This is a genomic window from Enterovibrio calviensis DSM 14347 (genome assembly GCF_000621165.1).
GTDB lineage: Bacteria > Pseudomonadota > Gammaproteobacteria > Enterobacterales > Vibrionaceae > Enterovibrio > Enterovibrio calviensis.
This window is the reverse complement of record NZ_JHZA01000007.1, coordinates 107,006-132,246: the sequence shown is the minus strand read 5'-3', so window position 1 is coordinate 132,246 and position 25,241 is coordinate 107,006. Positions and strand designations below refer to the sequence as shown.

General features: G+C 47.4%; 22 protein-coding genes and 1 riboswitch. Of the genes, 7 read left to right on the top strand and 15 right to left on the bottom strand.

The genetic code is table 11. The features are described 5' to 3' along the window. Positions 1-70 precede the first annotated feature (70 nt). On the bottom strand, positions 71-454 hold the full coding sequence (locus tag Q365_RS0105355; protein WP_028022366.1) for a VOC family protein: 384 nt from the start codon (positions 452-454) through the stop codon (positions 71-73). Between the two features lie 328 nt (positions 455-782). Here Q365_RS0105355 and norR point away from each other — a divergent pair, with 328 nt between their 5' ends. The 3 genes from norR (at position 783) to clcA (ending at position 5,815) form a co-directional block, all read left to right on the top strand. Then, positions 783-2,312 carry a nitric oxide reductase transcriptional regulator NorR gene (norR, locus tag Q365_RS0105350; protein WP_028022365.1) on the top strand — a complete coding sequence of 510 codons (1,530 nt, stop codon included), beginning with the start codon at positions 783-785 and terminating at the stop codon, positions 2,310-2,312. A gap of 229 nt (positions 2,313-2,541) precedes the next feature. Then, a complete protein-coding gene (gene hcp, locus Q365_RS0105345) occupies positions 2,542-4,203 on the top strand; it encodes a hydroxylamine reductase (RefSeq protein ID WP_028022364.1) in 1,662 nt (553 codons plus the stop codon). 202 nt (positions 4,204-4,405) lie between these two features. Continuing rightward, positions 4,406-5,815: a H(+)/Cl(-) exchange transporter ClcA gene (gene clcA, locus Q365_RS0105340; RefSeq protein WP_028022363.1), complete on the top strand. Its 1,410-nt coding sequence runs from the start codon at positions 4,406-4,408 to the stop codon at positions 5,813-5,815. Positions 5,816-5,822: 7 nt separating this feature from the next. On the opposite strand, the gene Q365_RS0105335 is transcribed toward clcA, so the two are convergent. Together Q365_RS0105335 and Q365_RS25490 are read right to left on the bottom strand one after the other, a co-directional pair. Next, positions 5,823-6,359: a DUF2127 domain-containing protein gene (locus Q365_RS0105335; protein WP_081796157.1), complete on the bottom strand. Its 537-nt coding sequence runs from the start codon at positions 6,357-6,359 to the stop codon at positions 5,823-5,825. A gap of 148 nt (positions 6,360-6,507) precedes the next feature. After that, positions 6,508-7,125: a DedA family protein gene (locus Q365_RS25490; RefSeq protein WP_035024549.1), complete on the bottom strand. Its 618-nt coding sequence runs from the start codon at positions 7,123-7,125 to the stop codon at positions 6,508-6,510. A 254-nt stretch (positions 7,126-7,379) separates the two neighbouring features. Beyond that, positions 7,380-7,530: riboswitch (FMN riboswitch) on the top strand. Positions 7,531-7,646: 116 nt separating this feature from the next. Between Q365_RS25490 and ribB the strand changes: the two genes are divergently transcribed. Then, positions 7,647-8,309, top strand: coding sequence for a 3,4-dihydroxy-2-butanone-4-phosphate synthase (gene ribB, locus Q365_RS0105325; RefSeq protein ID WP_028022361.1), 663 nt, complete (start codon positions 7,647-7,649; stop codon positions 8,307-8,309). Between the two features lie 383 nt (positions 8,310-8,692). Next, the gene (locus tag Q365_RS0105320) at positions 8,693-10,615 is read left to right on the top strand and encodes a BCCT family transporter (RefSeq protein ID WP_028022360.1); all 1,923 of its coding nucleotides are present in this window, start codon (positions 8,693-8,695) and stop codon (positions 10,613-10,615) included. 192 nt (positions 10,616-10,807) lie between these two features. On the opposite strand, the gene Q365_RS0105315 is transcribed toward Q365_RS0105320, so the two are convergent. Continuing rightward, positions 10,808-11,251, bottom strand: a complete 444-nt coding sequence (locus Q365_RS0105315; protein WP_245621500.1) for a GNAT family N-acetyltransferase — start codon at positions 11,249-11,251, stop codon at positions 10,808-10,810. A gap of 479 nt (positions 11,252-11,730) precedes the next feature. Between Q365_RS0105315 and Q365_RS0105310 the strand changes: the two genes are divergently transcribed. Beyond that, a complete protein-coding gene (locus Q365_RS0105310) occupies positions 11,731-12,420 on the top strand; it encodes a pseudouridine synthase (protein ID WP_028022358.1) in 690 nt (229 codons plus the stop codon). A 61-nt stretch (positions 12,421-12,481) separates the two neighbouring features. Here the strand turns inward: Q365_RS0105310 and Q365_RS0105305 are convergent, their stop codons facing one another. Next, entirely contained in the window at positions 12,482-12,856 is a 375-nt protein-coding gene (locus Q365_RS0105305; RefSeq protein ID WP_028022357.1) for a YybH family protein, read from the bottom strand. 107 nt (positions 12,857-12,963) lie between these two features. Here Q365_RS0105305 and Q365_RS0105300 point away from each other — a divergent pair, with 107 nt between their 5' ends. Further along, positions 12,964-13,845, top strand: a complete 882-nt coding sequence (locus tag Q365_RS0105300) for a LysR family transcriptional regulator (RefSeq protein WP_035024545.1) — start codon at positions 12,964-12,966, stop codon at positions 13,843-13,845. Positions 13,846-14,014: 169 nt separating this feature from the next. Here the strand turns inward: Q365_RS0105300 and Q365_RS25485 are convergent, their stop codons facing one another. From Q365_RS25485 to Q365_RS0105250, 10 genes are all read right to left on the bottom strand, one after another. After that, the gene (locus Q365_RS25485) at positions 14,015-14,980 is read right to left on the bottom strand and encodes an ABC transporter permease (RefSeq protein WP_035024543.1); all 966 of its coding nucleotides are present in this window, start codon (positions 14,978-14,980) and stop codon (positions 14,015-14,017) included. 23 nt (positions 14,981-15,003) lie between these two features. Beyond that, the gene (locus Q365_RS0105290; protein WP_035024542.1) at positions 15,004-16,494 is read right to left on the bottom strand and encodes a sugar ABC transporter ATP-binding protein; all 1,491 of its coding nucleotides are present in this window, start codon (positions 16,492-16,494) and stop codon (positions 15,004-15,006) included. A gap of 63 nt (positions 16,495-16,557) precedes the next feature. Further along, positions 16,558-17,598 carry a sugar ABC transporter substrate-binding protein gene (locus Q365_RS0105285; RefSeq protein ID WP_028022354.1) on the bottom strand — a complete coding sequence of 347 codons (1,041 nt, stop codon included), beginning with the start codon at positions 17,596-17,598 and terminating at the stop codon, positions 16,558-16,560. A 15-nt stretch (positions 17,599-17,613) separates the two neighbouring features. Next, positions 17,614-18,486 carry an SMP-30/gluconolactonase/LRE family protein gene (locus tag Q365_RS0105280; RefSeq protein ID WP_028022353.1) on the bottom strand — a complete coding sequence of 291 codons (873 nt, stop codon included), beginning with the start codon at positions 18,484-18,486 and terminating at the stop codon, positions 17,614-17,616. Positions 18,487-18,500: 14 nt separating this feature from the next. Beyond that, complete coding sequence (locus tag Q365_RS0105275) at positions 18,501-19,316, bottom strand: NAD-dependent epimerase/dehydratase family protein (protein WP_028022352.1); 816 nt, start codon at positions 19,314-19,316, stop codon at positions 18,501-18,503. Between the two features lie 25 nt (positions 19,317-19,341). Further along, positions 19,342-20,256, bottom strand: a complete 915-nt coding sequence (locus Q365_RS25480) for a hypothetical protein (protein ID WP_051563750.1) — start codon at positions 20,254-20,256, stop codon at positions 19,342-19,344. Between the two features lie 63 nt (positions 20,257-20,319). Beyond that, positions 20,320-21,312 (bottom strand): substrate-binding domain-containing protein, encoded by a 993-nt coding sequence (locus Q365_RS0105265; protein WP_028022351.1) that lies wholly within the window; start codon positions 21,310-21,312, stop codon positions 20,320-20,322. A 38-nt stretch (positions 21,313-21,350) separates the two neighbouring features. Then, the gene (locus Q365_RS0105260; protein ID WP_035024539.1) at positions 21,351-22,349 is read right to left on the bottom strand and encodes an ABC transporter permease; all 999 of its coding nucleotides are present in this window, start codon (positions 22,347-22,349) and stop codon (positions 21,351-21,353) included. Between the two features lie 26 nt (positions 22,350-22,375). Further along, complete coding sequence (locus Q365_RS0105255; RefSeq protein ID WP_028022349.1) at positions 22,376-23,881, bottom strand: sugar ABC transporter ATP-binding protein; 1,506 nt, start codon at positions 23,879-23,881, stop codon at positions 22,376-22,378. A 357-nt stretch (positions 23,882-24,238) separates the two neighbouring features. Then, positions 24,239-24,904 carry a GntR family transcriptional regulator gene (locus Q365_RS0105250; RefSeq protein WP_028022348.1) on the bottom strand — a complete coding sequence of 222 codons (666 nt, stop codon included), beginning with the start codon at positions 24,902-24,904 and terminating at the stop codon, positions 24,239-24,241. Between the last annotated feature and the right edge of the window lie 337 nt (positions 24,905-25,241).

Here is a 25,241-nt window from a genome sequence, read left to right as displayed (position 1 = left end):
GTCGCGTTGTAGGTTTGAAGGACAAAAAGGAAGAAACAAAAGGGCAAGATGATTGCCCTTTTTAATGCGACTAGTTTCGTACTCGGTGTGTCGCGCAGATTTTATTGCCAGATGGATCACGCAGATACCCCAAATAGAGTTTTCCGTTTGAAGACTCACGGATACCCGGTGGTTCTTCACACGTTGTGCCGCCATTCTGAAGTCCCGCCTCATGAAAAGCATCCACCAGCTCAGGGCTATCTGCTGCAAAGCCAACAGTGCTGCCGTTTCCGTGACTTGCAGGTTCGCCATTAATCGGTATTGTAATGCCAAAAACACCGTGTGGTGAGAGATAAAAACAACGGCCTTTTGGGTCGAACACACCTTCTTTATATCCCAAGGTACCTAAAATCGCGTCGTAGAAAACCTTAGATTTCTCCATGTCTTCCACACCTAACATCACATGACTAAACATTGGTGTTTCCTCTCTTGTTTTAGGTTTTAGCGAACCAACACGTTATCACCAAGGCCCTCAACATTATACCCAAGCAACCTTAAGATGCAGGATTCAGCGAGCTTTACTGACGTTATGATCAAGGCGCCAGTAAACTCGCCCGAAAGGAGGCTCTCAGTGGCTAGCCATTTTCCAGATCGCACAGCGCCGCGCCGCGCCGCGCCGTACAAAAGGTGGCATGCACAAGATTGATCGTCGTCAATCAAACATCATTCACCCCACATCAATGATGTTCAAATGACATCAGGCTGATATTCTGCCGACGTGTTTTCCGACCTCGGTTTTCCTTATGCCTTCCAACATGGATCATGTACTGCTCAATATCGCGCTGAATCTCAGCTCCAACCTCACCAGCGAAACGCAATATCAACGTCTGATTGAAGGAATGAGCCAAGTATTCCCTTGCGACGCCAGCGCTCTGTTTATCTTTGATAAAGAGGGATTTTTGAAACCCGTCGCCGTTAAAGGCTTGTCCAACGCGGTACTGGGGCGACGTTTTTTCCCAAAATCTCATCCTCGCCTAGCCGCTATTGTTGGAAGCCAACGCCCTGTGCGCTTCGATGCCAATAGCGAATTACCGGATCCCTTTGATGGTGTATTGCTAACAGAAAACGCCTCGATTGACGTTCATGACTGCATGGGGTGCAGCTTGTATGTTGATGGGCAGCTTGTGGGCGTATTAACGATGGATTCCCTCACCATCGGCGCTTTCGACAAAATTGAGCCGGTTGCTATTGAAACCTTCGCGGCACTCGCAGCGGCTACGTTGCGCAATATGGGCTTGGTGGAAGCGTTAAAAACGCAAAACCACAAGCAAAAGTCCGTGACTGAAACCTTGATTCAGCAAGCACGTTCACTCAAAGGCGATATGGTCGGCATTAGCCCGCAGATGCAACAGTTACGCACGAACATCGAGACCGTTGCGAAATCTGATTATGCTGTTCTCATTACCGGCGAAACGGGCACAGGTAAAGAATTGGTGGCACACCGCGTTCATGCACAATCTAGTCGAAGCGATAAGCCGATGATCTACGTGAATTGTGCCGCGCTACCAGAGGGATTAGCAGAAAGTGAATTGTTTGGTCACGTTAAAGGAGCATTTACAGGGGCCATCAGCAACCGAGCAGGCAAATTTGAGTTAGCAGACGGTGGCACTCTGTTTCTGGATGAAGTTGGTGAGCTGTCTCTGGTTCTACAGGCAAAATTACTGCGCGTCATTCAGCAGGGAGAATTACAGCGAGTAGGCAGCGACAAGCACTTACAAGTCAACGTTCGCATCGTGGCGGCAACCAATCGAAAGCTCGAACAAGAGGTTGAATCTGGGCAATTTCGCGCCGATTTATTTCACCGTTTAAACGTGTTTCCGATTGCCGTGCCTGCGATGAGAAATCGTGAGGGTGACATTCCCGTTCTGGCCGGATTTCTTCTCGAAAAAGTTCGCCACCAATTCAATGTACCAAACCTCCATATTCACGCGAAAGCCCTGTCGATGCTGGAAGAACAGCCATGGTTGGGTAATGTTCGAGAATTGGAGCACACCCTGACACGCGCTGCACTTCGTGCCATACAAGATGAGAGTCCAACCATATTCCTGACTCACTTTGACGTTGCTGCCGCTCAGGGTGATGTTAAAAGCACATCGCGCTATTTCCCGACGGAAAGTCAAAACATGCGAGAGCTAGTGGAGGCGTACCAACATGACCTCATTTCCCATGCGCTTCGTAAAACGGGCGGTATTTGGTCAAAAGCGGCTGATTTTTTACACATGGATAGAGGCAATCTCTATCGTATGGGTAAGAAGCTCGGCATCCATCGCTGACACCCAGTTTCATGCCCACCACTCTTTGATGTAAAAAAGACAACAATCACGTTGTCTTTTTTACATCACTTCCATCGTAATATTTAAATATAACCCTATTTATCATATAGATAACTATTGGCACAAACCCTGCAATCCAGTAACTAATTACACGCTATCAATATCACCCCATCACTCACGATGCGCACTGTCATACCGTGCGAGGGGTAGCAAACACTGGAGATACGCTATGTTCTGCATTCAATGTGAGCAGACGATTCAAACTCGTAAAGTTAAAGGCTGCGCATTCGCGCAAGGCATGTGTGGCAAAACCGCCGACGTATCAGACCTACAGGATGTATTGGTTTACGTATTACAAGGCGTCTCTTATTGGGCCAAACTTGCGACCGAATTCGACATCATCAACGATGAAATCAATCATTGGGCGCCTAAGGCATTCTTCTCTACGCTCACCAACGTTAACTTTGACCCAGAACGCATTCTTGAATTCACGCAACAAGCCTCTGTCTACAAAACACGTTTAGAGCAACATGTTCGCGCCGCATATCGGATGGCCGACAAAGCCCTGCCAGACTTACCCGCTGTAGCCAATTTCGAACTGCCTGAGAGCGCTGAAGCGATCTTATCTTTCGCCCCCGAAGTCGCAGTGAACCGCGGAAAAGATACCGTGCATGAGGATGTCATTGGCTTGCGTTTGCTATGCCTATACGGCCTAAAAGGCGCTGCCGCGTACATGGAACATGCATTGGTGTTGGGCCAAACTGACAACACTGTTTATGGTGAATACCACGAGATCATGGCGTGGCTCGGCACAGATCCTGAAGACTTAGGCGCGCTACTCGATTGCTCGATGAAGATCGGCCTGATGAACTACAAAATCATGGAAATGCTGGACACTGGAGAGACCATGACGTTCGGCCACCCTGCGCCAGCACAGGTTAATGTGAAACCTATTAAGGGCAAATGCCTTCTGGTATCAGGCCACGACCTGCATGACTTGGAAAAGATCCTTCAACAAACCGAAGGCAAAGGCATCAACGTTTACACCAATGGCGAAATGCTGCCTGCACACAGCTACCCTGAGCTAAACAAATACCCTCACCTCGCGGGTAACTATGGTGGTGCATGGCAAAACCAGCAAACTGAGTTCGCTAACTTCCCCGGTGCAATTGTCATGACATCGAACTGCTTGTTAAATCCCAACGTGGGTGATTACGCAGACCGTTTGTTTACTCGCAGTATCGTGGGTTGGCCGGGGGTAGCACACATAGAAGGCGATGACTTCAGCCAAGCTATCGATTGTGCGCTGGCATGTGACGGCTTCGCGCACAATGAAATCGAGCACATGATCACCATCGGGTTTGGTCGCAATGCTCTGATGGCAGCGGCACCTGCCGTGATTGATGAAGTGAAGAAAGGCAATATCAGCCACTTCTTCCTTGTGGGTGGTTGTGACGGAGATAAATCAGAGCGTAGCTATTACACCGACTTCACCGCACAGGCTCCTGATAGCTCAGTCATTCTGACATTGGCATGTGGTAAATATCGCTTCAATAAAAACTCATTTGGCGACATCAATGGCATTCCTCGCCTTCTTGATGTGGGCCAATGTAATGATGCTTACTCAGCCATTCAGCTAGCATTGGCACTGGCGAAAGAGTTTGATTGCGACATCAGTGAATTGCCGTTGACTCTGGTTCTGTCATGGTTTGAGCAAAAGGCGATCGTCATCCTGCTAACCTTGTTCGCACTCGGCGTGAAAGGCATTTACACAGGCCCTACCGCCCCTGCGTTCCTCACCGACAATTTGATCGCGATTATCCAAGACAAGTTTGATATGCGCCCTATCACTACTGTGGAAGAGGATCTGAAAACCATACTGGCTGCGTAGTAAGCACCCAGATCTATCACGCGCTTTTATCGCTCCACCAGCCCTTGTGTTTATCACATCTTAATGTTCACAAGGGCTGATCGTTCACTCTGCCAGCCTTCCGATTTCCGCCGATCACGCGAAGTATCATTTCCGAAGAATAGCCCGCCATCTAACTGCTCTATGCTGACTGTGTGCCGAGACAGGTCAGGAAAGAGTAATCATGACAGCGAATTCTGATGATAATGCAACCCCGCCTTCCGAACGAAAACCTCCTTCCGGCGTAATGCGCCGTTTTCTCGCCAGCCACAGCAGTTCGCTGCCAATCCTTATTCTTTCCGTATTGGTTGGTATTGTGGCCGGCCTTCTCTGTACTTTCTTTGATATCACCATTGATTGGGTACTCAACCAACGTGCGCATTGGTTAGATGGGCGTTCAACGCTCGAATGGACAACCATTCTTGTCATCATGTTAAGCAGCGCCCTGCTCTCCGCGTTTGGCTTTTTCTTGGTTGCACGGGTTGCCCCAGAAGCGGCTGGATCTGGGATACCCGAAATCGAAGGCGCATTGGACGGCGTTCGCCCTGTGCGTTGGTGGCGAGTGATACCCGTGAAATTCTTTGGCGGTATTGGCGCGATTGGGGCGGGGCTGGTGCTCGGGCGCGAAGGGCCGTCGGTACAAATGGGAGCCAGTGTCGGGCGAATGCTCACAGACAGTTTCAAAATAGACACCGATGAAAGCCGTCATACTCTTGTTGCGGCAGGCGCGGCGGCTGGGCTTGCTGCTGCCTTCAATGCACCACTCGCCGGCATCATGTTTGTGATTGAGGAAATGCGCCCTCAGTTCAAATACAACCTCATCTCCATCAAAGCGGTGATGATTGCGGCCATCATGGCGACCATTACTTACCGCAGCTTTCTCGGTCAAGGCGCAATGATCCCGCTTCCCGCGCACGATACCGTGCCACTCTCGTCATTGGCTCTTTTTTTGGTGCTAGGGCTAATATTCGGCTTTATTGGCGTTCTGTTTAACCGCCTCGTTATCATGTCGATGGACGGCTTTGAACGTTTTCATCGCCATGAGACTAAACGCTTTGTTTATGTCGGCGCGCTACTCGGTGCAGTCTTTGGATTGTTAGCACTGTTCCTCCCTAAGCTGACTGGGGAAGGTGCAAATCTCATTCCTGACGCGGTGTCGGGTTCTTTTTCCTTGTCGCTGCTGTTGATGCTGTTCTTTGCTCGCGCCATCACGACATTGGCATGTTTTTCATCTGGCGCGCCCGGCGGTGTATTTGCACCAATGCTGGCGCTAGGCACACTCTTTGGCACCTGCTTTGGCGCAATCTGCATGCAGCTTTTTCCTGAACTGGATATTACGATTGGTATGTTTGCAGTTGCAGGAATGGGGGCTCTTTTTGCAGCCACAGTTCGTGCCCCCATCACGGGAATTCTGTTAGTGATTGAACTCACTCACAACTACGAACTGATCTTGCCGCTGCTTATTACATCGCTGGGCGCGACCATGACCGCGCAATTTATTGGTGGAAAACCGCTGTACAGCCAACTTCTTCAACGGGCACTTTCAAAACAAAAGTCAGCGGTTGATTCTTCTTCGTCCGCTAAGCCGTCATAACAAAAGATCAGGAATACCGCGCTTTTGACGCGGTACGTCTGCGTTTTATCAATAATCCCATATAGCCAATCACAACGAGATTGATCGCTAGAGCAAACCAATCCAGCCACTTTCCTTGCGTCACCACCCCCACTATTTCAAAAGGCAAATAGATAGCGCCGCTCGCTAACGCGAACCATTCTGTCCATGCATAGGCATGCCACAATCCATAGGCTTCAATGAATCGAACCGAGGCGTAGAGCACCGAGCCCAAGGCTAGAAGCGTGATGTTCTTGTCGTTGATTTTTGAGATGGCGTGATGAATCACACTGGGTGCTTCGCTGGCAGGGTTTAAGTGAAGATGCTGTACGAGAGATTCAAAGAGAGATTGTATTTCCTCGCCCCCTAATTCGTGCAGCGCCAATCCGACAATAATCGCAATCGCTCCCTTTGCGGCTTCCAAAAGGGCGATTGCTCTTAACGCTTTAGGGCGTTCTTTCGTATTGGGCGGGTTCACCCCGTTTGATTGGTTCACCGTCTCTAACCCTGTCGCTGAATCCTGCATCTTCAGGTTGCTTGGGTATATAGCGTGGGCGACAAAGTGGTGATGTGTTCGTCGCAATCACAAGATTCAGCTAGAAAGCTATACCAAGTAATTTACCCTCGTAATTTGGCCGTTTCGATTTTGACCTCGTGATCGTGCCCACGCGAACTCACCCCCGAGATTGTTGCAAAGGATGAAGATGCTCGTGCACAGGGCGAGTCTCTCGGGTTATCGCAGCAACACGACGCCACGCTAAATACGTTACCAAAGAAAATGCAGCCAGTAAGCCAACACTGAATAGCCCCCAGTTGTCGCCCACTGTGTTCTCTAGCGTTGTGCCAAACAAATATCCGGTGCCCACCAGCGCAAACGTCCATGTGATCGCCGAAGCAAAATTCAGGGAGGTAAACGTCGCCCAACGCATATCGTTCAGTGCCACCGGAAGTGCGCCAATGGTTCGCATGCCTTTGGGATAGCGGTATAAGAAAATATAGGCTTTGCCATAGCGCTCAAGTAACAGTTTGGCGGTGTGCACAGACTGTCGAATACGCGGATTACGATTCAATTTTGCGACGCCGTATTTTCTGCCAAGAAAGAAACGCAGTTCATCCCCTAGGTATCCGCCGGCAAAAACCACGACAGAGACCAATGCAATGTTCATCGCACCAAAATGCGCAGCGATACCCGCAAATAGCGGGAGCGAGCCACTTTTTAATCCGCAATATAGAAAAAGGATGACATAGCTCAACAGTCCATAATCACGGATGATACCCAGAATTGTTTCCATATATTCACTACCATGCTTATTAATGATCTAACCCGTTGATACTTAACTCGTTGGATTTACGATCACCCATGCACACCAACATCGGCAAAACACCCATCCTTATTCGCCACGCGTCGCAATTTTCAGCGAGTACAGGGGATATCACCTTTACTCATGACCTTTGTCCATAAAACACGCAAACGGTCATTTTACTCTCCCTTTTTGATTGAAAACGCAGTAGTATTTACTGGCTCCAGTCATGGAGCATCACAATTAATTATTCTCAGGGCGGGGCGAAATTCCCCACCGGCGGTATGTCAGTGAATACCATTGACGAGCCCGCGAGCGCCCGAACCTAGTTCGGGGTCAGCAGACTTGGTGAGATGCCAAGGCCGACGGTTAGAGTCCGGATGAAAGAGGATGATATGTTTACCCATTAAGCGGCGTTTTCGAGCATCTGCTTATCGGTGAATTGTGCGTATTCGAGACCTCGAATGCCGCTCATCTATGCCCTGATTCTGGTACGTATTATAGGAGTTACCATGAATCAGACACACACTTCGCTACTTGCTCCACTAGGCACCCCATTCCAACGCGTTGAAGCTGCACTTGAAGCACTTCGCCTAGGTAAAGGCGTATTGCTGCTCGACGATGAAGATCGCGAGAATGAAGGTGACATCATCTATTCGGTTGACCACCTCACCAATCAACAAATGGCACTGATGATCCGCGAATGCAGCGGCATCGTTTGTTTATGCCTGCCAGAAGCACAAGCCGACAAACTTGAGCTAAACCCGATGGTGGTAGACAACAACAGCGCAAACCAAACCGCTTTCACTGTTTCTATCGAAGCAAAAGTGGGCGTCACCACAGGTGTTTCCGCCGCTGACCGCGTAACCACAATCAAAACCGCAGCCAACCCAGATGCGCAACCATCCGATTTGGCGCGTCCTGGTCACGTCTTCCCTCTTCGTGCACGTAACGGCGGTGTGTTGACACGTCGTGGCCACACCGAAGGCACCATTGATTTGATGCAAATGGCAGGATTATCGCCAGCCGGTGTATTGTGCGAAGTGCAGAACGAAGATGGCACCATGGCAAAAACGCCAGAAATCATCGCGTTTGGTGAAAAACACGACATGCCCGTTCTGACCATCGAAGACATGGTGCAATATCGCCTGATGCAGGCAGAAAAAATCGCCTAACAAACACTGTTAGCCGGTTAGGAGCGCTGTCGTCACAATGAGCGCGAGTTCTCAAGCTCATTTATTGTGGTTAACGAATGGGCGAACAACACAGTTCCTAAAAAATCATTACATAACTAAACGACTGGGCTCAAAAAATGGCTCGGTCGTTTAGCAATCTGACAATTGGTAAAAAAACCTCATTAATTCACTCACTTTCGTTAACTTCTCCGGTCAAACTCATCACGCCTAATATTCAGCAACCCCCAACAAAACCACCCTCTCATTCACGCGGTAATTATTATGAAAGTTTGTGCTTACAAGAACAAACAGCGCGAATTGATGCTTAGGGCCATAAACATCACAATTCCATTGGTTTACATATTAATGGAGAGATACACCATATGGGACGCCACTTTCAGCTCATTGACAAGCCAACCTTTTTTGGCGCGTTAGGGCTCCTCTTTTCCGTCATCATTCCGCTTCTCATTTGGCCTACCCAAGGCGCAGAGTGGATAGCGATTGCAAAAACCTTCATGACCGACAAACTCGGTTTCCTTTACCTTGGACTTGGCATCGCCGCCTTCTTTTTCATGGTCTACATCGTTTTCAGCGACATTGGCCAAATCAAACTTGGTGATGCTGACGAAAAACCTGAATTTGCTACAGGTTCATGGGCAGCCATGCTGTTCTGCGGTGGTATCGGCGCAAGTATCCTTTACTGGGGTACTATCGAATGGGCTTACTACTACCAAAATCCGCCTTTCCAACTGGAAGCAGGCAGTGAAGAAGCCGTTCGCTGGGCAGCGACTTACGGTATTTTCCACTGGGGTCCAATTGCATGGTCTATCTACCTGATCCCAGCCATTCCAATTGCTTACTTCTTCTATGTGCGTAAGCAGCCAGTATTGAAAGTGTCTGCCGCTTTGATGCCAGTGATTGGCGAAGCACGCAGCCACGGTAAAACCGGCAAGCTAATCGACGTACTGTTCATCTTCGGCCTTCTTGGCGGCGCAGCGACCACGCTGGGTCTTGCTGCTCCGTTGATTAACGAAGGTATTAGCTACCTATTCGGCATTCCTACTTCAACCACCTCACAAATCGGTGTGTTGTTACTGTGTACCGCGCTGTTCGCTTACTCGTCTTACAAAGGCATGGATGAAGGCATCAAGGTACTGAGTAACATCAACTTCTGGGGTGCCCTTGGTCTGCTTGCGTTCGTATTGTTCGCTGGCCCAACCTTGTTCATGCTGGAAACGGGCCTAGATTCCATCGGTCGTATGCTGTCTAACTTCTTCGTAATGGCGACATGGGCAGAACCATTTGGTGGTTACGGCACGTTCGAAGACACCCACTTCCCACAAGATTGGACCATCTTCTACTGGGCGTGGTGGCTAGTATTTGCCCCAAGCATGGGCTTGTTCGTTGCGCGTATTTCACGCGGCCGTACTATCAAGCAAATGGTGTCAGGCTCTATCTTCTTCGGTTCACTAGGTTGTGCACTGTACTTCATGATCTTGGGTAACTATGGTCTGTCGCTGCAACTGTCTGGTCAGCTTGATGTGGTTAGCATTCTGAATAGCGAAGGCCCAACTCGTGCGATTTTCTCTATCCTAGAAACCTTGCCGATGAGCACGGTGGTGATCGCAGTGTTCACCGTACTGTGTATCATTTTCACCGCAACCACGTTTGACTCAATCTCGTTCATTCTGGCGTCTGTCGTGCAGAACAACGTGACCGAAGACCCAATGCGTTGGAACCGTTTGTTCTGGGCCTTCACCCTGTCATTCATGCCATCGGTATTGATGTTCATGGGCGGCCTTGCAACGCTTCAAACTGCCGCTATTGTCGGTGGTTTGCCGTTGCTGGTTATCGCTGTCATGCTGATGATTTCGGGCGTAAAAGCCGCGACACTCGACCTTTCTCACCAAGAAGGCTATGTCGACCCTGTTATCAACATCGAAGAATTCCCAGATGTTGATCCATGGTCAAAAGAAGGCATGGCGATGGCTAAGTTCGAGCGCCTGAAAGACGAAGCGGTGGCTGCAGCGGAAGAAGAGCGTGAAAAACTCAACGCGATTTGGAATCTGAAGAAAGAGATTCGTGCCACTGCCCTGTCACAAGGTGAGTCAGGCATGGAACTTGGTGATGCACCGCAAGAGCAATTGGATGAAATCCAACGCTTGACGGACGAAGCGATGGCTGCGAAGGAGCACAAGCTTCAAGCGTCTGAAGCCGCACAACAAGCGCGTATGACATTCAACGAACTGATGCGTGAGCGCAAGCGTCTGGAAGAAGAAAACCAAGACGAATTGAAGCCTGCATAACGCATAACTTCTGGTAAAACACACAATCAAAAGGCCGAGTAATCGGCCTTTTTTCATGGGAACTCAAAGCGCGATAGCTCTAAAAAACGATAACTCTAAAAGACGGCAGCTCTAAAAAACATGGCGTGTTTAGCACCCGTATCAGCGCTATCTGGTAAGACACCACCTGTAGATTATCGAATTACGTTGCCGCTATTGCGCGCATAGCTCCATGCCATATCCCAAGGAATGTTCGAACGTTGCTATCTGGGTAAACCCGAGTTTTTCGTAGAATGTAATCGCACCCGTATTCACGGTGGATACCTCAAGATGAACACCTGATATTTTGGATGCCATCAAGCGCTCTATAAGCGTCATAATCAACTTTCTTCCGACGCCGAATCCTTGCGTTTCTGGCAAACAATTGATGTGAAAATGAGCTGGATACGCATCAAATTCAGGCCGAGGCGCATTGCCCTCGTGGATCTTGTTTACTACCCAATCACTCGCAGACTTCCCTTTGTATTGCTCTAGAGGGTATCGTTCGCGCAAAGCTGGCAGCCACTCACCTTCGCAGCGCTCTGAAAACTGCTTTGAGTTGTCGGTACCCACGATATAGCCGCAAGGCTCTCCGTCGCATGTGGCAATGAAGCACATGTCAGGATTCATTATCGCATAGGGCGCAGAAAAGAAATGTCCGACTAATTCATCACATTCATACTGCGAACTAGCGTCTCGGCCATTGTCAGCCGTTAACAAACAGATTTTATATAGCGATGGTAAATCGCTTGGATGGAAGGGACGTATTTCAAACGGCATATAGGGAACTAATCTTGACAGAAAATCTAGGCAAAAATGATATATGGGATGTGCTCGACTTTCCAATCACATATCAGAGTCAACTCACAACACTCACCTATCATATTGAATATAAACAATATTTTATTAAAAATTCTTTTGCGGCGGATTTAACACTGACAAGATCGCCGAATGAGGTGGTATGCATGCATAACGGGCGTCAATAACCAACACGTCGATTGCCGAATTCTGTATCCAGAGCTTACGAACACATATTGCTAATTCATGCGGAGGATGGATAATGCCTCGACTCCTTTCCATTGAATAATGTCCCCTGCATGCGCCTTGATAAATTCGTTTGTAAAAGCACTGAGCTAACCCGTAGTGACGCCATCGAGCTCATTCAAAACGGAGCGGTGACGGTAAACGACGCCATCGTGACCGACGAAAAGACACAGGTACATGAAAACAACACGGTTACGTTACAGGGTAAACGATTATCACCACGCCCTTTTCGCTATATCCTCATGCATAAACCTGCGGGAACCATTTGCTCGAATATTGATGAGGTCTACCCATCACTGTTTTCCGCCACAAACATCGAGCATTCAGAAGAGCTTCATATCGCTGGGCGATTGGATGCGGACACAACGGGGCTTGTATTGATCACGGACGATGGGCATTGGTCATTCAATATCACCACCCCAACCCAACACTGCGAAAAAGTGTATCGCGTTGGTCTTTCTCGCCCGATTCGCGGTGATGAAGCGGAGCGATTTAAGCAAGGCATTTTGCTGCAAGGGGAGAGCAAACCCACTCTACCAGCCAAGCTTGATGTGCTAAGCCCGCAAGAGGTTTTGCTGACGATTACCGAAGGCAAATTTCATCAAGTTAAACGCATGTTTTCTGCGGTTGGCAACCGTGTGGTGGCGTTACACCGAGAGCGCATTGGTGAGGTACTGCTTGATGTTGATACGGGAGAATGGCGACATCTCAACGATGAAGAAATCGCCTCGTTCAGATCGTAAGCCAAAAATAACAACGCGGATGCCATGGCCTCCGCGTTTATTGATGGGTTCCAAGCTGAGATTAACGCTCGCCTTGCACTTCGAATTCGTCAAACACTAGGCGAGCTTTTCCATCTTCTTGAATCTTCCAATGCTCACGGTGAACCACACCAAACGCTTTGTTCATGGTCCAATCCGCACTCAAAATGAAGCCATCATCACCCTCTGCGGCTTCCCACTTCACATTGGTGTAATCAACATCGGCAAACCCTTGATCCATGATTTGTTGCCAAAACGCTTGGATCTCTGCTCTCCCAGTAAATTCGCCAAAGGGACGAGCAACCATCAGTGTCCCTTCTGCATATTGTGCTGCACAGCCCGCTGCATCTTGATTATTGAAAGCCTCTTGCCAAGCTGTGATCCCTGCTTTGTACGGAATAAGTGCGTCTTGATTCATCATTGGTTTCGCCATGTCTTAGAGATATTTAGGGACATAGTTTAGAAACAAGATTAGATTAGATAAATAAAGCAAAACAAACACATTGTTCGTGTGAGAGAAACAATATGCAAACACAGATGAATAAGCTTAAACAAATGACCTTGTTTATGCATGTGGTGGAAACGGGTTCAATCACCAATGCCGCAGACAAGTTAGACACTTCGAAATCTGTGGTCAGTCAGGCGCTAAAGCAACTGGAATCAGACCTCGACACAACATTGCTTACACGCACAACGCGCCGCCAATCACTGACCCAATCAGGTGAACACTTCTACCAGTACTGTTGTGAAATGCATCGCGTGGCGGAGCACGCGTGGGAGGAAATGAAGGTTCAGCAGACGATTCCGAAAGGAAAAATTACCTTAACCGCACCGAATGCACTGATGTCATCGCTGGTCGTTCCTGCCTTACTGACCGCCTTTGCAGATTATCCTGATGTCGAACTCAATTTGATCAATGACGACAATCAACTCGATCTAATGGAAAACCATATCGATCTCGCGATCCGTGCTGGAAGCTCTGTACCTAGTAACAATAAGCAACGACGAATTGGCGAGTTTAGAGATGTATTATGTTGCGCCAAAGACAGTGATTTTTCAGTGGATAAAGCACCTTATGTTGCCCATCAATGGCAACCTAAAACGGTTATGCATGAACTCTGTAATCCGCAGACAAAAGAAACCCGCTCAGTGACGTTTACTCCGAAGCACAGAACCAATGCTATGCAGACCACGCTCGCATTGGTTGAGTCAGGGTACGGCATCGGGATATTCCCAAATTTCATTGTCTCGGCAAGCCCGAGATTAAAGCCATTGTTACCGGAATATCAGATGCCAAGAGTCAACGTATATGCCCTTCACCCGTTCCACGGCACTGTGCCGATTGGCGTAAAAATGGCGATTGATGCCATCGAAAGTGCATTGCATGACTATACCCATACAACCTAGAGATACTTTCCCCATCTGGGACGAACACAAAAAAGCCTGCATCATATGCAGGCTTTGCTCGTTATTGAAAATCTTGCTGCTAGACCACGAAACTATTATGCGAACCTTCAGGTTTGTTTGCGAAACCATGCTTCCTAATATTTGGCATCTGAATTTATAGCTTCTAAATTTACGATTTCTTCACTCTCCAAGATAAGAGTTGCTGAAGCTCGGCACGCCACATATCAATGCCCACAGCAAAAAGAATAATGGTACCCAACACAATATTTTGAAGCGATGATGGCGCTGCATTCAGGTTCAATCCATTTTGAACCATCACGATGATCAACGCCCCTATCAATGTGCAAAGAATGTTTCCTCGCCCACCGGACAAACTGGCTCCTCCGACAACGGCTGCGGCAATTGCCTGCAATTCTAAGGTTTGGCCATAATTTGGTGACCCTGAATTTAAACGTGCTGACATCAACACCGCACCCACTGCAGTCATAAAACCCGCAATGATAAAGGTGTAAGTCTTTACACGATTCACTTTTATCCCAGACAAAATTGCCGCTGACGGGTTACCTCCCACCGCATAGATTTCCCTTCCAAGTTTGGTATAACTCATCATGAAAGCGGCGATCCCAAAGAAAAACACCAAATAGAAAAATGGATAAGGAATGCCCCATAAACTGCCATAAAAGATAACGTCTAAATGAGGGTTGATAGAGAAAACAGGCGATCCGTTATTGAATGTAAATGCCACGCCCCGAAACGCGATTAATGCCGCCAAGGTAGTTATGAAAGTCGGTATTCGTCCATATGCCGAAATGATACCCAACGCAGCCCCCAACAATGCGCCAAGGGTCAAAGTTAACGTAATAGCGGGGAACAGCGGCAGTTGCAAAAACTTCAACATTTCCGCCAACATCATTGTAAGCAAAGCGACCATCGAACCCGAGCTGAGGTCTATGCCCGCCGCAATAATAACAATCGTGGTACCAATGGCGATCAACGCAACAATACTGACCTGCAGCGCAAGGTTAGATAAATTGCCGGGGTCTAAAAACCTGTCCGTCGTTATTGCTAGAATCGTTGCTACAACCAATAGTGCAAACATCGGCCCTATCAACTGCTCATCGAAAATCTTCTTCATTCTTGCTTCCCTACTCCACTCATTTAGTCAGACGTTGCTTTCACCAATTCATGATGATCGACATCCTTTGCCTGACGAACACTCACCACTTTTCCATGTCGAACGAGAGCAATCCTGTCACTCATTGCTAAAAGTTCATCGTGATCAGAGCTGATCAAAATGATCGCTTTGCCTTTCTCAGTCAGTTTATTGATGAGGTTGTAAACGGCCAGCTTTGCACCGATATCAATACCTTGGGTGGGTTCATCCAGAATGAGGACATCGGCTTTTGAAAATAGACAACGCGCAATCACGATTTTTTGTTGGTTGCCGCCAGACAAAAGCCCAACACTCTTCTGATCTGCTGTGGGTGAAATTTCTAAATCCTCGATAAAGTCTTTAGTGATTTGTTCTTCTTGCCCAATGTCCAGACACCCAAAACGCGAAATTTCGGAGAGATTTGATGAGGTGATGTTGCCTTTCGCCGTAAAGTTGAAGAAAAGCCCATCAAATTTCCGGTTTTCGGGTACCAAGGCAATACCATGCTGCAATGCATCGATGGGTCCGTTTATCTCAATGGCCTTACCATGTAGTGCAATGCGGCCATCAACAAGCGGATCGATGCCGTATAGGGCATTGGCGATCTCTGTTCTTCCTGAGCCCAGTACACCGCCCAAACCAAGCACTTCTCCGCGGTGTAAAGAAAACGAGGTATTGCTCACTCCGGTCTTCGTTTTAAGGTCAGAAACCTCAAGCAGAACATCTTGCTGACTATTCCGTTGTTTGGGGTACGGCGCATCGACACTTTCTCCCATCATGGAAGAGACGATTCGTTCGACTGTAATGTTTGAATCAGACTGTTCAAAACGCTCAACCACACGGCCACTGCGCAATATCGTCACTTCATCGACAATTTGTTCAACCTCATCAAGACGATGAGAGACGTACAATATTGCGCAGCCTTTATCTCTCATCCGGCGCAACAATCGATGAAGACTGTCGATTTCAGCAATACCCAATGCCGCAGTGGGTTCATCCAAGATGATCATCTTGGCATTTGCCGCCAACGCTTTTGCGATTTCCACAAGCTGCTGCTCACCAACAGACAAATCTGCCGTGATGGTGTTAGGAGAAATGTTGACATCCATTTCCTCCAGCACACGTTCGGTTTGCCTTACTGTTTCATCCCAGTCAATAGCGCCCCAGCGGGTGGTTGGCATTCTTCCAAGGAAGACGTTCTCCGCCACCGACAACGTAGGCACAACGGAAAACTCTTGAAAAACGGTAGCTATACCACATCTAAAGGCGTCAAGCGGTTCTTGGAAGGTCACCGCCTCTCCGCGATATAATAGCTCGCCTTCATCGGGCTTTTGCACACCTGATAACGTCTTGATAAGTGTCGATTTACCGCACCCATTTTCGCCAAGCAACCCATGAATCGATCCCTCTTCAAATCGAATCGACACATGGTCGTTAGCCAAAACGCCGGGGTACCATTTGGTCAGGTTTTTCACTTCCCACAAAGGCACTTGCATGATTAATTCCTTTCTAACACCACCGCCGCTTTGTCAGTGACTACTTAGTACTTTTGAGGAGGCTTAGTATTCTCGTGAAGGCTTAGGGTAAAGTGCGTCTGGGTTACGCAATACATCGACCACATTATCTTCGTGAACAATCGTCGTAGGTGTTTCGATCCAGCCCCCTTCAAACTTTCCGTTCAATGTGTCGAGTACCACTCGCATTGCAATCTGTCCCATTTCATACGGCGATGTGTTTACGGTTGCTGTGATGTTATTCGATGCAATTTCCTCTAACCCTGCCGTGTCTCCATCGTTCCCAAGGATAGTGATGTCACGTCGACCTAACGCTTTTGCCGCATAACCTGCACCAATCGCCATATTGTCGTTCGCAGCAAAGATAAGTTTGATGTCAGGGTGTGATTGCAACATGTCCATGGCAGCAGTATTCCCGCCCTCAACATTCCATTTTCCATCAATGGAAGAAACGACGTTTATGTTATTAGCACCTTTAATTCCTTCAAGAAAACCACCAACGCGTTCCGTGGAGTGGTATCCCGGTTGCCCTTCGATAATGCCCACACTCACCTCGCCTTCACCGACCTGCTTTTCAACCCACTTGGCCAGATTCTGAGTTCCATTGCGCTGCGCATATCCCACCACACCGTGAATGGGCGTTGGAAAATCAGGAATATCCGAATTAATCATAATGACGGCGATCCCCTTATCCACCGCTCGCTTAATGAGTGGCTCGGCAGCGTGCTCGTCGTGTGTACTGAAAACAATGGCATCAATATCTTGAGTGAGGACATCCTGAATCATGCCCATTTGCGCATTGATGTCAGCGCCGCTCTGGGGGGCAAGCATGAACACATCAGTCTTGGTTGAGTCTGCTACTTGGTTAATCCCCTCGCCAATGGCGAGATAGTAGGCAAATTCGGTTGCCGGCGGCATGTAGGCTACGCGATAGCTATCATCGTTTGGTTTTACCGTTGTCATCGCCGCCTGAGCACCACTTTTCAATGGGACGGGCGAAGGGTAGTCTCCCGCCACGGCATAGCCCGTGACCATTAAGCCGAGAAGCCCGAGGTAGTTAATCGCTTTGTTAATACATCCGTTCATTTCGTTTACTTCCTTCTATCCACGAAACACGCTATCAACCACACCTGTGAATCCGGGCTTGATGGCAAAAAGACCGCCCGTACCAGGTTCAGATTGAATCACGTGGTCAGAACTCAACAACCGAGAGGTTGTGATGAACAATGTGTCCAAGTTCTCTCCACCAAATGCGCAGCACGTTGGCTTGCAGACGGGAACTTGAACAATGAAATCGACCTCGCCTTTTGAATTAATACGCACGACACGCCCGCCTTCCCATTCGGCATTCCAAACACCACCCTCGCTGTCCACACAAGAGCCGTCAGGGATACCGGGTTCATCATTGAAAGACATCAGTTGGCGAGATTTAACTAATGATGGGGAACAGGGTTGATAGGCGTATTCAATGATTTCGCCACTTGGCGTATCAGCAAAATACATGCTGTCACCCTTGGGACTGAAACAAATCGAGTTGGCGCATGCCACGTTATCAATCAGGGTTTCAACTGAATGATCATGCCCCACCCTAATCACACTAGAGTCGGCTTCAAACGTCACATCGTTCATCCCGCCAGCAATGAAATTACCATCGCGGTCAGTTCGACCATCATTCAAACGGGTATTGGGATTACTAGGTTCAAACTGATGAATACATTCCAATTCACCTTTGTCTAAATCAAATAACGACACTCGATCATTGAACGCGATAATAAACCCGCCCCGCGCTCGTGGTGCAAAACAACAAACAGGGCTCGGCATATCAAAAGATGCTGTACTGGCTGTTTCAGGATCGAAAGACCATATTTTTTTGGCAAAAATATCTGTCCACCAAATCTTCTTATTCATCGCATCCCAAAAGACACCTTCACCATGTTCGTTATTACAATCAACGATAAGTTCTGCCACGTTCATCTGAAGTACTTCCATTACCAGCCATACAGTCGTTTTTCTAAAAACTGAGGAATTTTTCGAACAAAAATAGAATAAACAAGTGATTTAAACTTTGATTTAAAAGACATGTTCGGGTGCGATTTGTCATTGGGCACGTATCCAATCTTATTCGTGGTCTCACTGATATCCCAACGCATCCCTTCGTTTTCAGACATTAAGTTCAACACTTCAAACTGAATATTTTCCGCTTCAATGGCACACTGCATTCCATTAAGAAAGTCGGTGTCACTCAGCCACATTTCCTGCCCCCAGCGCCCCATCGCCATGTGATCACCAGGCTGATTATCATGCGTCCATTGTGTCCAACCGATTCGCATGCAAACGACAGACAAGCCGCCGAAACGCGAAAAATACTCGCCCACTCTTTCACCAAACAGCTTTGCAACACCGTAGGCGTTAACTGGGAATGGACACAGATCAGAACGAAGAACGTCATCTGTGAAGCGATATCCGCCATGCAGCCAATTGGAACTAGCAAACACGACACGTTTAACTCCAGATTCTTTACATGCCTGATATAAATTCATCGTTCCATTGATATTATTTTTAATTGCAGATTCCCATGAAGCATCGGGCTCCCTGTCCGCAGCCAAATGAACAAGAACATCAGCCCCATCAAGTAAATCAATCCATTGCTTGTTGTATTCGGTAAAATCCGAAAAATATATTCCCTCAGCTTCATTCGGCCTGATATCCAAACCAATGACACTGAAACCCTCTTGATTTTTCAGGTGGTCGAATAACTTCTTACCCAAATGCCCAGAGGCTCCGGTTATTACTACTCTTTTCATTTGGCCACTCCATGGTAAAAAAGCATCATTTAAATATATTTAGGAACTCTGACTTAGAACATTCTCGAATATCAAAGATCATCGACATTTCAATACTTTCATCAGGTAATAATGTATTTAGAGGCCCATGCCACTCTAATTCACAATATGGGTAATGTGCTGAGTTATAAATCTCCAAGGCATGGCCATGGGCGTAATTTTCAGCACTGAATAATCGGTCAATGGTCGCGCACAGGAGAATGCCCTCAGATGCATATTCTGTCTCTTCTGCCTCTTCTTCAGGAAGAAATGCATATGCTTTGTTGGAATCCGGATGCACGCCAACCTTGAATTCGTTGTTTTTTGTGCATGAAACAACACCTCCCGTGTCATTTTTCGATACACAAGACATCGGATTGCCAAAAACCGTTTTGACGTCTGCAACCCCTGCTGTGTGGCAAAAGGAGAGCATGGCGCTTTTTTTCAACATCATTACAGACCATAGCCCTGCATCTAAGGGGCGAGTGCCGCCGTTAACCAGCTTATGGTGAATTTCAAATCTATTTGACACAGATTGTGACAGTGTCACATGCCTATAAAGAGATAAACCATCTGGATTGGCTTTGCTCGACATCATCGCAGACAGAGAGCTTACACTGTCGAATTCGTAGGGAGCAGAATCCAACATCGGATCTGGTACTCCATTCTTCCAGCCATCTTCAGGGGCTAACCATGTTTTTTCGCCTCCCCATAAAGGGAATGGAATATGCGCAGCGCGACTGGGAAACCGATTCAACTCACCCGTTTCAGGGCTCGGGGTTAACCCAAGCAGGTCCTCATTAATGAATAGTAGAGACCGCCCTTTATAGATTACGTCCATGACTCTGCCACCAATTCCCGGAGCGAGAATGACAGTCATATCACCGTGAATCAGTTCTTTCTGTTCCCAAGCACGCTTCACACTACTTACCTCTTTTAAGTTCGGCCTGAAGAAAAAACCAACAGGCCTTTTATAATGTAGTCGTTATACGTGCTTAAATTGATTGACATTTCCTTTGGTAATTGTCATTACACCGGTGTCCACATAATTAGGTAATGGATCGATACCTGCTTGTAGCGGATCCGGCAACACCTTCATTCCGTCGGTGTTTTGCCAATGCATTAAGTGCACGGCTAGAAAAGCTTCAAGGTAAGATTTTTGTGCGACTGAGCCATAAATAGTGCCGTCCTCTATATAGGGAAGCATGTCATCGTTGCGGTCCATAGCGACGATTTTAATCTGTCCTTTCTTGCCCGCTTCTGTCACCGCAATTGCGGCTCCCTTACCGCTATCACCATCGGTGCCGCCAAGACCGACAACATCAGGATTCGCGAGAATGGCCTGCAAATAAGCGGTGGGCGCATAGGAAGGGTCGGCCTTATCGTTGATCACATCGACAACTTCGATATCTGGATACTTCTCGGCAAAAACAGCTTTGTAACCTTCAACCCTTGCGAGCGTTGCCGGCGCTGGGAATGTCCCGAGCAATACCTTCCCTTTTCCGCCGATGGCTTGGGCAAGCAATTCGCCGCCCACTTTGCCCGCGCTAAAACCGTCGATACCGAGAAACGTAGAGCGCTCACTGTCAGGAATATCACCGGTTAGTGTCATGACGGGGATACCCGCTTCAACGGCCCTTTCTACACCCGGCTTAAGCGCCGCTGGGTCTCCTGGGAAAATCATGATGCCAGCTGGGCGTCTAGCGATCAGCTCATCCAATTGTCTGGCTTGCGCTGCCGTATCGAAATCCAACGGGCCCGTAAACGTTGTTTTGACTCCCAACGCAGACTCGACATCTTTCAACGCGGCGCGATGATCGACCCAAAATGGTACTTGTGTGACTACCGACAGAAATACATACTCTTTTCCCGCACCGGCAGCCAAAGCTTCTGGCGAGAGTTGTGGCAATGCCATGCCAGCCAAACCTAGCCCACTTGCCATCAAGAACTTTCTTCTGCTTGCTGTTATATCTTTCATACTACTTCTCCAAACAACGTCATTGTATGTAATAAGAGTTATGCGACTTTTCTTCTTACCAGCATGTCCAAAGCCACCGCCGATACCAGTACCGCGCCCGTCACTATTACCTGCCAATAAATCGATACCGCGAGCATCGTCATGGCGTTATTTATTAATGCGACAAAGACAACGCCAAGAAACGCACCTAGGATTGTGCCTTCACCACCGCGCAAAGATGCGCCACCGATAACCGCCGCCGCCAAAACTTGTAATTCCAAAGCATTCCCCGCCGTCGGCGTCCCACTCATTAATCTCGACGCCAGTAAAACCCCAGCCAGAGCAGCGAGAGTGCCAGTCAACACGTATGCGATAATTCGAACCCTATCGACAGGAATACCTGAAAGCATTGCGGCTTTCTCATTGGCACCGATAAAGTAAATTTGGCGGAAAAATAGGGTATGCCTAACCAGCAGATCAAAGGTCACCACGAGCACAAGAACCAGCACAAAAAGCATAGGAATACCGAGCACTGCCGTTTTACCAACAATGCCAAATTCTGTTGGAAGGTTTGAAACTGAAAATCCTTCTGTCAGGACCAGCGCTGCTCCTCGTGCAATTGACATGGTGCCCAACGTTGCGACAAGCGGGTTTATTCCGACTTTTGTCACAAGCACGCCGTTCACAAGCCCGCACACAGCGCCCAAAACTAACCCCAACCCCACTGCGACAGGGATTGATAGGCCCGCCAATAGCAACATCGCCACGACAGTACTTGAAAGGGCCATGACAGAGCCAACAGATAAGTCGAACCCACCAGATGTTAATAGAATCGCCATGCCAATAACGATGATCGCCGTTGGCACCATTCCCACCGCAATAGCACGGAAATTTCCAGCACTAAAGAAGTAAGGAGACACGAAAGACATCGTGACAACTATCGAAAAAATAAGGACTAAGAGCGTCACTTCGCGGGTTTTTACGATCTTTGAAACAATCCGAGAAAAAGGACTTTCTGGTTTTTGTTCCGAGCATGTTGTTGGCGTTTGAGAAACCATGGTTATCACTCCCTGTGTTTTGTTCTTTACGACTGAGATACGCCAGCGGCCAGTTCTAGAATGGTATTTTCTGACGCGTCAGTGGCTTTGACTTCGCCTGTAATTCGCCCTTCCCTAACCACGACAATGCGGTCTGCCAGTATCGTTAGCTCTGGAAAATCGGAGGACACAACCAAAATTGACATCCCTTTTTCTGCGCATTTTCGAAGCTCAGCATGAATTTGAAATTTGGCCCCGATATCAACGCCCTTGGTGGGTTCATCGATCACGAGAACATCAGGATTTCGCTCCAACCATTTAGCAAGCATGACTTTTTGTTGATTGCCCCCAGAAAGAGAGGCGAGAGGAATATCCTGATCTTCGGTTTTTATCCTGAAGCGTTTAATGGCTTCTTCAGTGACTTTTGATGCGGATTTTTCTGACAGAAAACCAAAGGGATTCGCGTGGCTTTTCAAGCTGGATACCGTCAGGTTGTCCCGAACGGAGAAATCCAAAAACAGCCCCTCGGTTTTCCGCTCTTCGGGTACATACCCAATACCGGCTTCCATAGCTTCTGGGAGGGAATGAAAATCCACACTCTCACCGTTCACTTTCATGTCTCCATCACTGTAGGGATGCAACCCGACTAACGCTTTGGCGATAACGCTCCGGTTCGAACCCATCAATCCAGCAAGACCTACAATTTCTCCAGCTTGCAGAGAAAAAGAGACGTCATCGAAAAGCCCCGGAAAAGAGAGGTTATTCACGCTGAGTCTTTCAGTTCCCAACTCACTGGTTTTCTCTCGCTCTCTCTTTGGAATCTCGCCGCCAACCATGTCTGTAATGACGCGATCGACACTCGTTTCCGATACCACTGCAGTGCTTACTCGACGTCCATCTCTGAGAGCCGTAATACGATCGGCTATCTCAAAAATCTCTGACATGTGGTGGCTGACATAAACAATACCGATGCCTTTTTGCGCAAGTTTCCGCAAGACAACGAAAAGTGATTGAACCTCGTCAGGGGTTAACGCTGATGTTGGCTCGTCGAGAAGAAGGACTTGGGAGTTGAGTGATAGCGCTTTGGCAATTTCTACCAGTTGACGGGTACTGATAGGCAACGAATCCACAGGCATCGTCACATCGATGTATACACCGAACTCGGCGAGAAGACTTTCTGCCTTTTGAATGAGTACCGGCCGATCGATCACTCCGAATTTTGTCGGCATACGCCCTACGAAAATATTTTCGGCAACAGAAAGCGCGCCTGCGAGACTTAGCTCTTGGAACACACAACCAATACCTAGCTCTTGAGCGTGTGAAGGACTTTCAATACGTTCTGATCTGCCAAGGACTTTTACCTCACCGACATCAGGCTGAATCAATCCATACATCAAACCTAATGTCGTCGATTTACCTGCACCGTTCTCACCGACCAGTGCGTGTACCTCGCCGGATAGCAACTCAAAATTCATGTCGATAAGTACTTTGTTCGCGCCAAAGCTCTTTTCGGCATGACAAACTTCGATAAGTGTCCTGTTTAAACTCGCCATGTCTGTTCCCTAGAAACTTCACTTCATCAACTGGAATATCAATGTTTCTTTTGGCTATATCTTGTTGCTAAAAACCCACTGACATATCAATTTATTTAACTATTAATATTTTTAGCATGTTAGATATGACGTATAAAAGTAACAAAAGTGAGAATAGTGAAATTGCAAATTCAATCCATTGAATTAATTAAACTTAATTGATTTCAAAAAAACGCAGAACCCAACAAAAAAGGGAACCAAACGTCGCCCCATTAAAATATACCTACATTTTTAGTTTTAAGTTTATGTTTTTTATAACTAAAAAAGCCGCTTTAAAAGCGGCTTTTTCCATATTCCCTTGCTGGAAATAAAATGTAGTCAGCTAACCGTTACTAGAAAATCTTTCTTTATATCAACAATATGTCTTTTCAATAGGGCAATAGCTTCTTCAATTTTCCCGTCGTTCAGTAACTCCAAAATTTCAATATGCTGAAGGTTTGACATATCAGCCTTCGACTTGTTCATTGACATATGACTTCTCAATGCAGCGGCCTTCGTCGAGATAAGCGCATATGATGCTTTGAGGTATGGATTAGCACAGTAGTCAAAGAAAGTTTGATGGAATTGGGTATCCATCCTGAGGTATCCAACGAGATCATCACGTTGGAGAAGCCGCCGCATCTTGGTAACACACACTTCAAGATCATCTAAAAAGTCGAGTCCACCTTCTTGGAACGCCTCTGCAAGACCCAATGGCTCGATATATGCTCTAAATTCACATAAGTCATTGACCTGATGAGGATCAGGCAAGAATACAAAGCTCCCCTTCTGGGGGATAATGTCGACAACGCCTTCCTGTTTTAACCGGAAAAGCGCCTCTCTGACGGGGGTTTTGCTAACACCAAACTTTGTCGCCAGCATGGTTTCTGATAACGCCTGCCCTAGTTTTAAATCCCCTTCCATAATGGCGGTTTGCAGCCGCTCTATAACCATTTCGGTTAGCGACTTAGGTCGTTCTATTCGTTCATTGTCGTGTGTATTCATCCCGCCAAACCCTATTCTTCTGGAGTCATCATCACGATGCAGTCTGCAAAACCAGCCTCATCACCTGCAATATTAGCGTGAGTCATTTGAATATTCAGCATTCACTCTTAAAACCAAACTTTACCGCCAAATGAACCAGATAAAACCATAATATTTAAAACTCATATAAATCAAGATCTAATAATTAACTCCTGATAAATACTCATTTTTGAAACACAGCCTCTATTGATCAATAGATTCTTCGATTGCTATAAATATCTAACATATCAGATGTTAGATGCCATATGACATTAAGTAAATGTAGGAATGGCAGTCATGAAAGCCCAAAGATAAACAT

Coding starts and splice junctions, on each gene's coding strand:
- Q365_RS0105275 (WP_028022352.1), bottom strand. CDS start 19,316: ATGAAAAGAGTAGTAATAACCGGAGCCTCTGGGCATTTGGGTAAGAAG.
- Q365_RS0105335 (WP_081796157.1), bottom strand. CDS start 6,359: ATGCAGGATTCAGCGACAGGGTTAGAGACGGTGAACCAATCAAACGGG.
- Q365_RS0105260 (WP_035024539.1), bottom strand. CDS start 22,349: ATGGTTTCTCAAACGCCAACAACATGCTCGGAACAAAAACCAGAAAGT.
- Q365_RS0105310 (WP_028022358.1), top strand. CDS start 11,731: ATGCGCCTTGATAAATTCGTTTGTAAAAGCACTGAGCTAACCCGTAGT.
- hcp (WP_028022364.1), top strand. CDS start 2,542: ATGTTCTGCATTCAATGTGAGCAGACGATTCAAACTCGTAAAGTTAAA.
- Q365_RS25485 (WP_035024543.1), bottom strand. CDS start 14,980: ATGAAGAAGATTTTCGATGAGCAGTTGATAGGGCCGATGTTTGCACTA.
- Q365_RS0105355 (WP_028022366.1), bottom strand. CDS start 454: ATGTTTAGTCATGTGATGTTAGGTGTGGAAGACATGGAGAAATCTAAG.
- Q365_RS0105255 (WP_028022349.1), bottom strand. CDS start 23,881: ATGGCGAGTTTAAACAGGACACTTATCGAAGTTTGTCATGCCGAAAAG.
- Q365_RS0105300 (WP_035024545.1), top strand. CDS start 12,964: ATGCAAACACAGATGAATAAGCTTAAACAAATGACCTTGTTTATGCAT.
- norR (WP_028022365.1), top strand. CDS start 783: ATGCCTTCCAACATGGATCATGTACTGCTCAATATCGCGCTGAATCTC.
- Q365_RS0105250 (WP_028022348.1), bottom strand. CDS start 24,904: ATGAATACACACGACAATGAACGAATAGAACGACCTAAGTCGCTAACC.
- Q365_RS0105290 (WP_035024542.1), bottom strand. CDS start 16,494: ATGCAAGTGCCTTTGTGGGAAGTGAAAAACCTGACCAAATGGTACCCC.
- clcA (WP_028022363.1), top strand. CDS start 4,406: ATGACAGCGAATTCTGATGATAATGCAACCCCGCCTTCCGAACGAAAA.
- ribB (WP_028022361.1), top strand. CDS start 7,647: ATGAATCAGACACACACTTCGCTACTTGCTCCACTAGGCACCCCATTC.
- Q365_RS0105315 (WP_245621500.1), bottom strand. CDS start 11,251: ATGTGCTTCATTGCCACATGCGACGGAGAGCCTTGCGGCTATATCGTG.
- Q365_RS25490 (WP_035024549.1), bottom strand. CDS start 7,125: ATGGAAACAATTCTGGGTATCATCCGTGATTATGGACTGTTGAGCTAT.
- Q365_RS0105265 (WP_028022351.1), bottom strand. CDS start 21,312: ATGAAAGATATAACAGCAAGCAGAAGAAAGTTCTTGATGGCAAGTGGG.
- Q365_RS0105280 (WP_028022353.1), bottom strand. CDS start 18,486: ATGAACGTGGCAGAACTTATCGTTGATTGTAATAACGAACATGGTGAA.
- Q365_RS0105285 (WP_028022354.1), bottom strand. CDS start 17,598: ATGAACGGATGTATTAACAAAGCGATTAACTACCTCGGGCTTCTCGGC.
- Q365_RS0105305 (WP_028022357.1), bottom strand. CDS start 12,856: ATGAATCAAGACGCACTTATTCCGTACAAAGCAGGGATCACAGCTTGG.
- Q365_RS0105320 (WP_028022360.1), top strand. CDS start 8,693: ATGGGACGCCACTTTCAGCTCATTGACAAGCCAACCTTTTTTGGCGCG.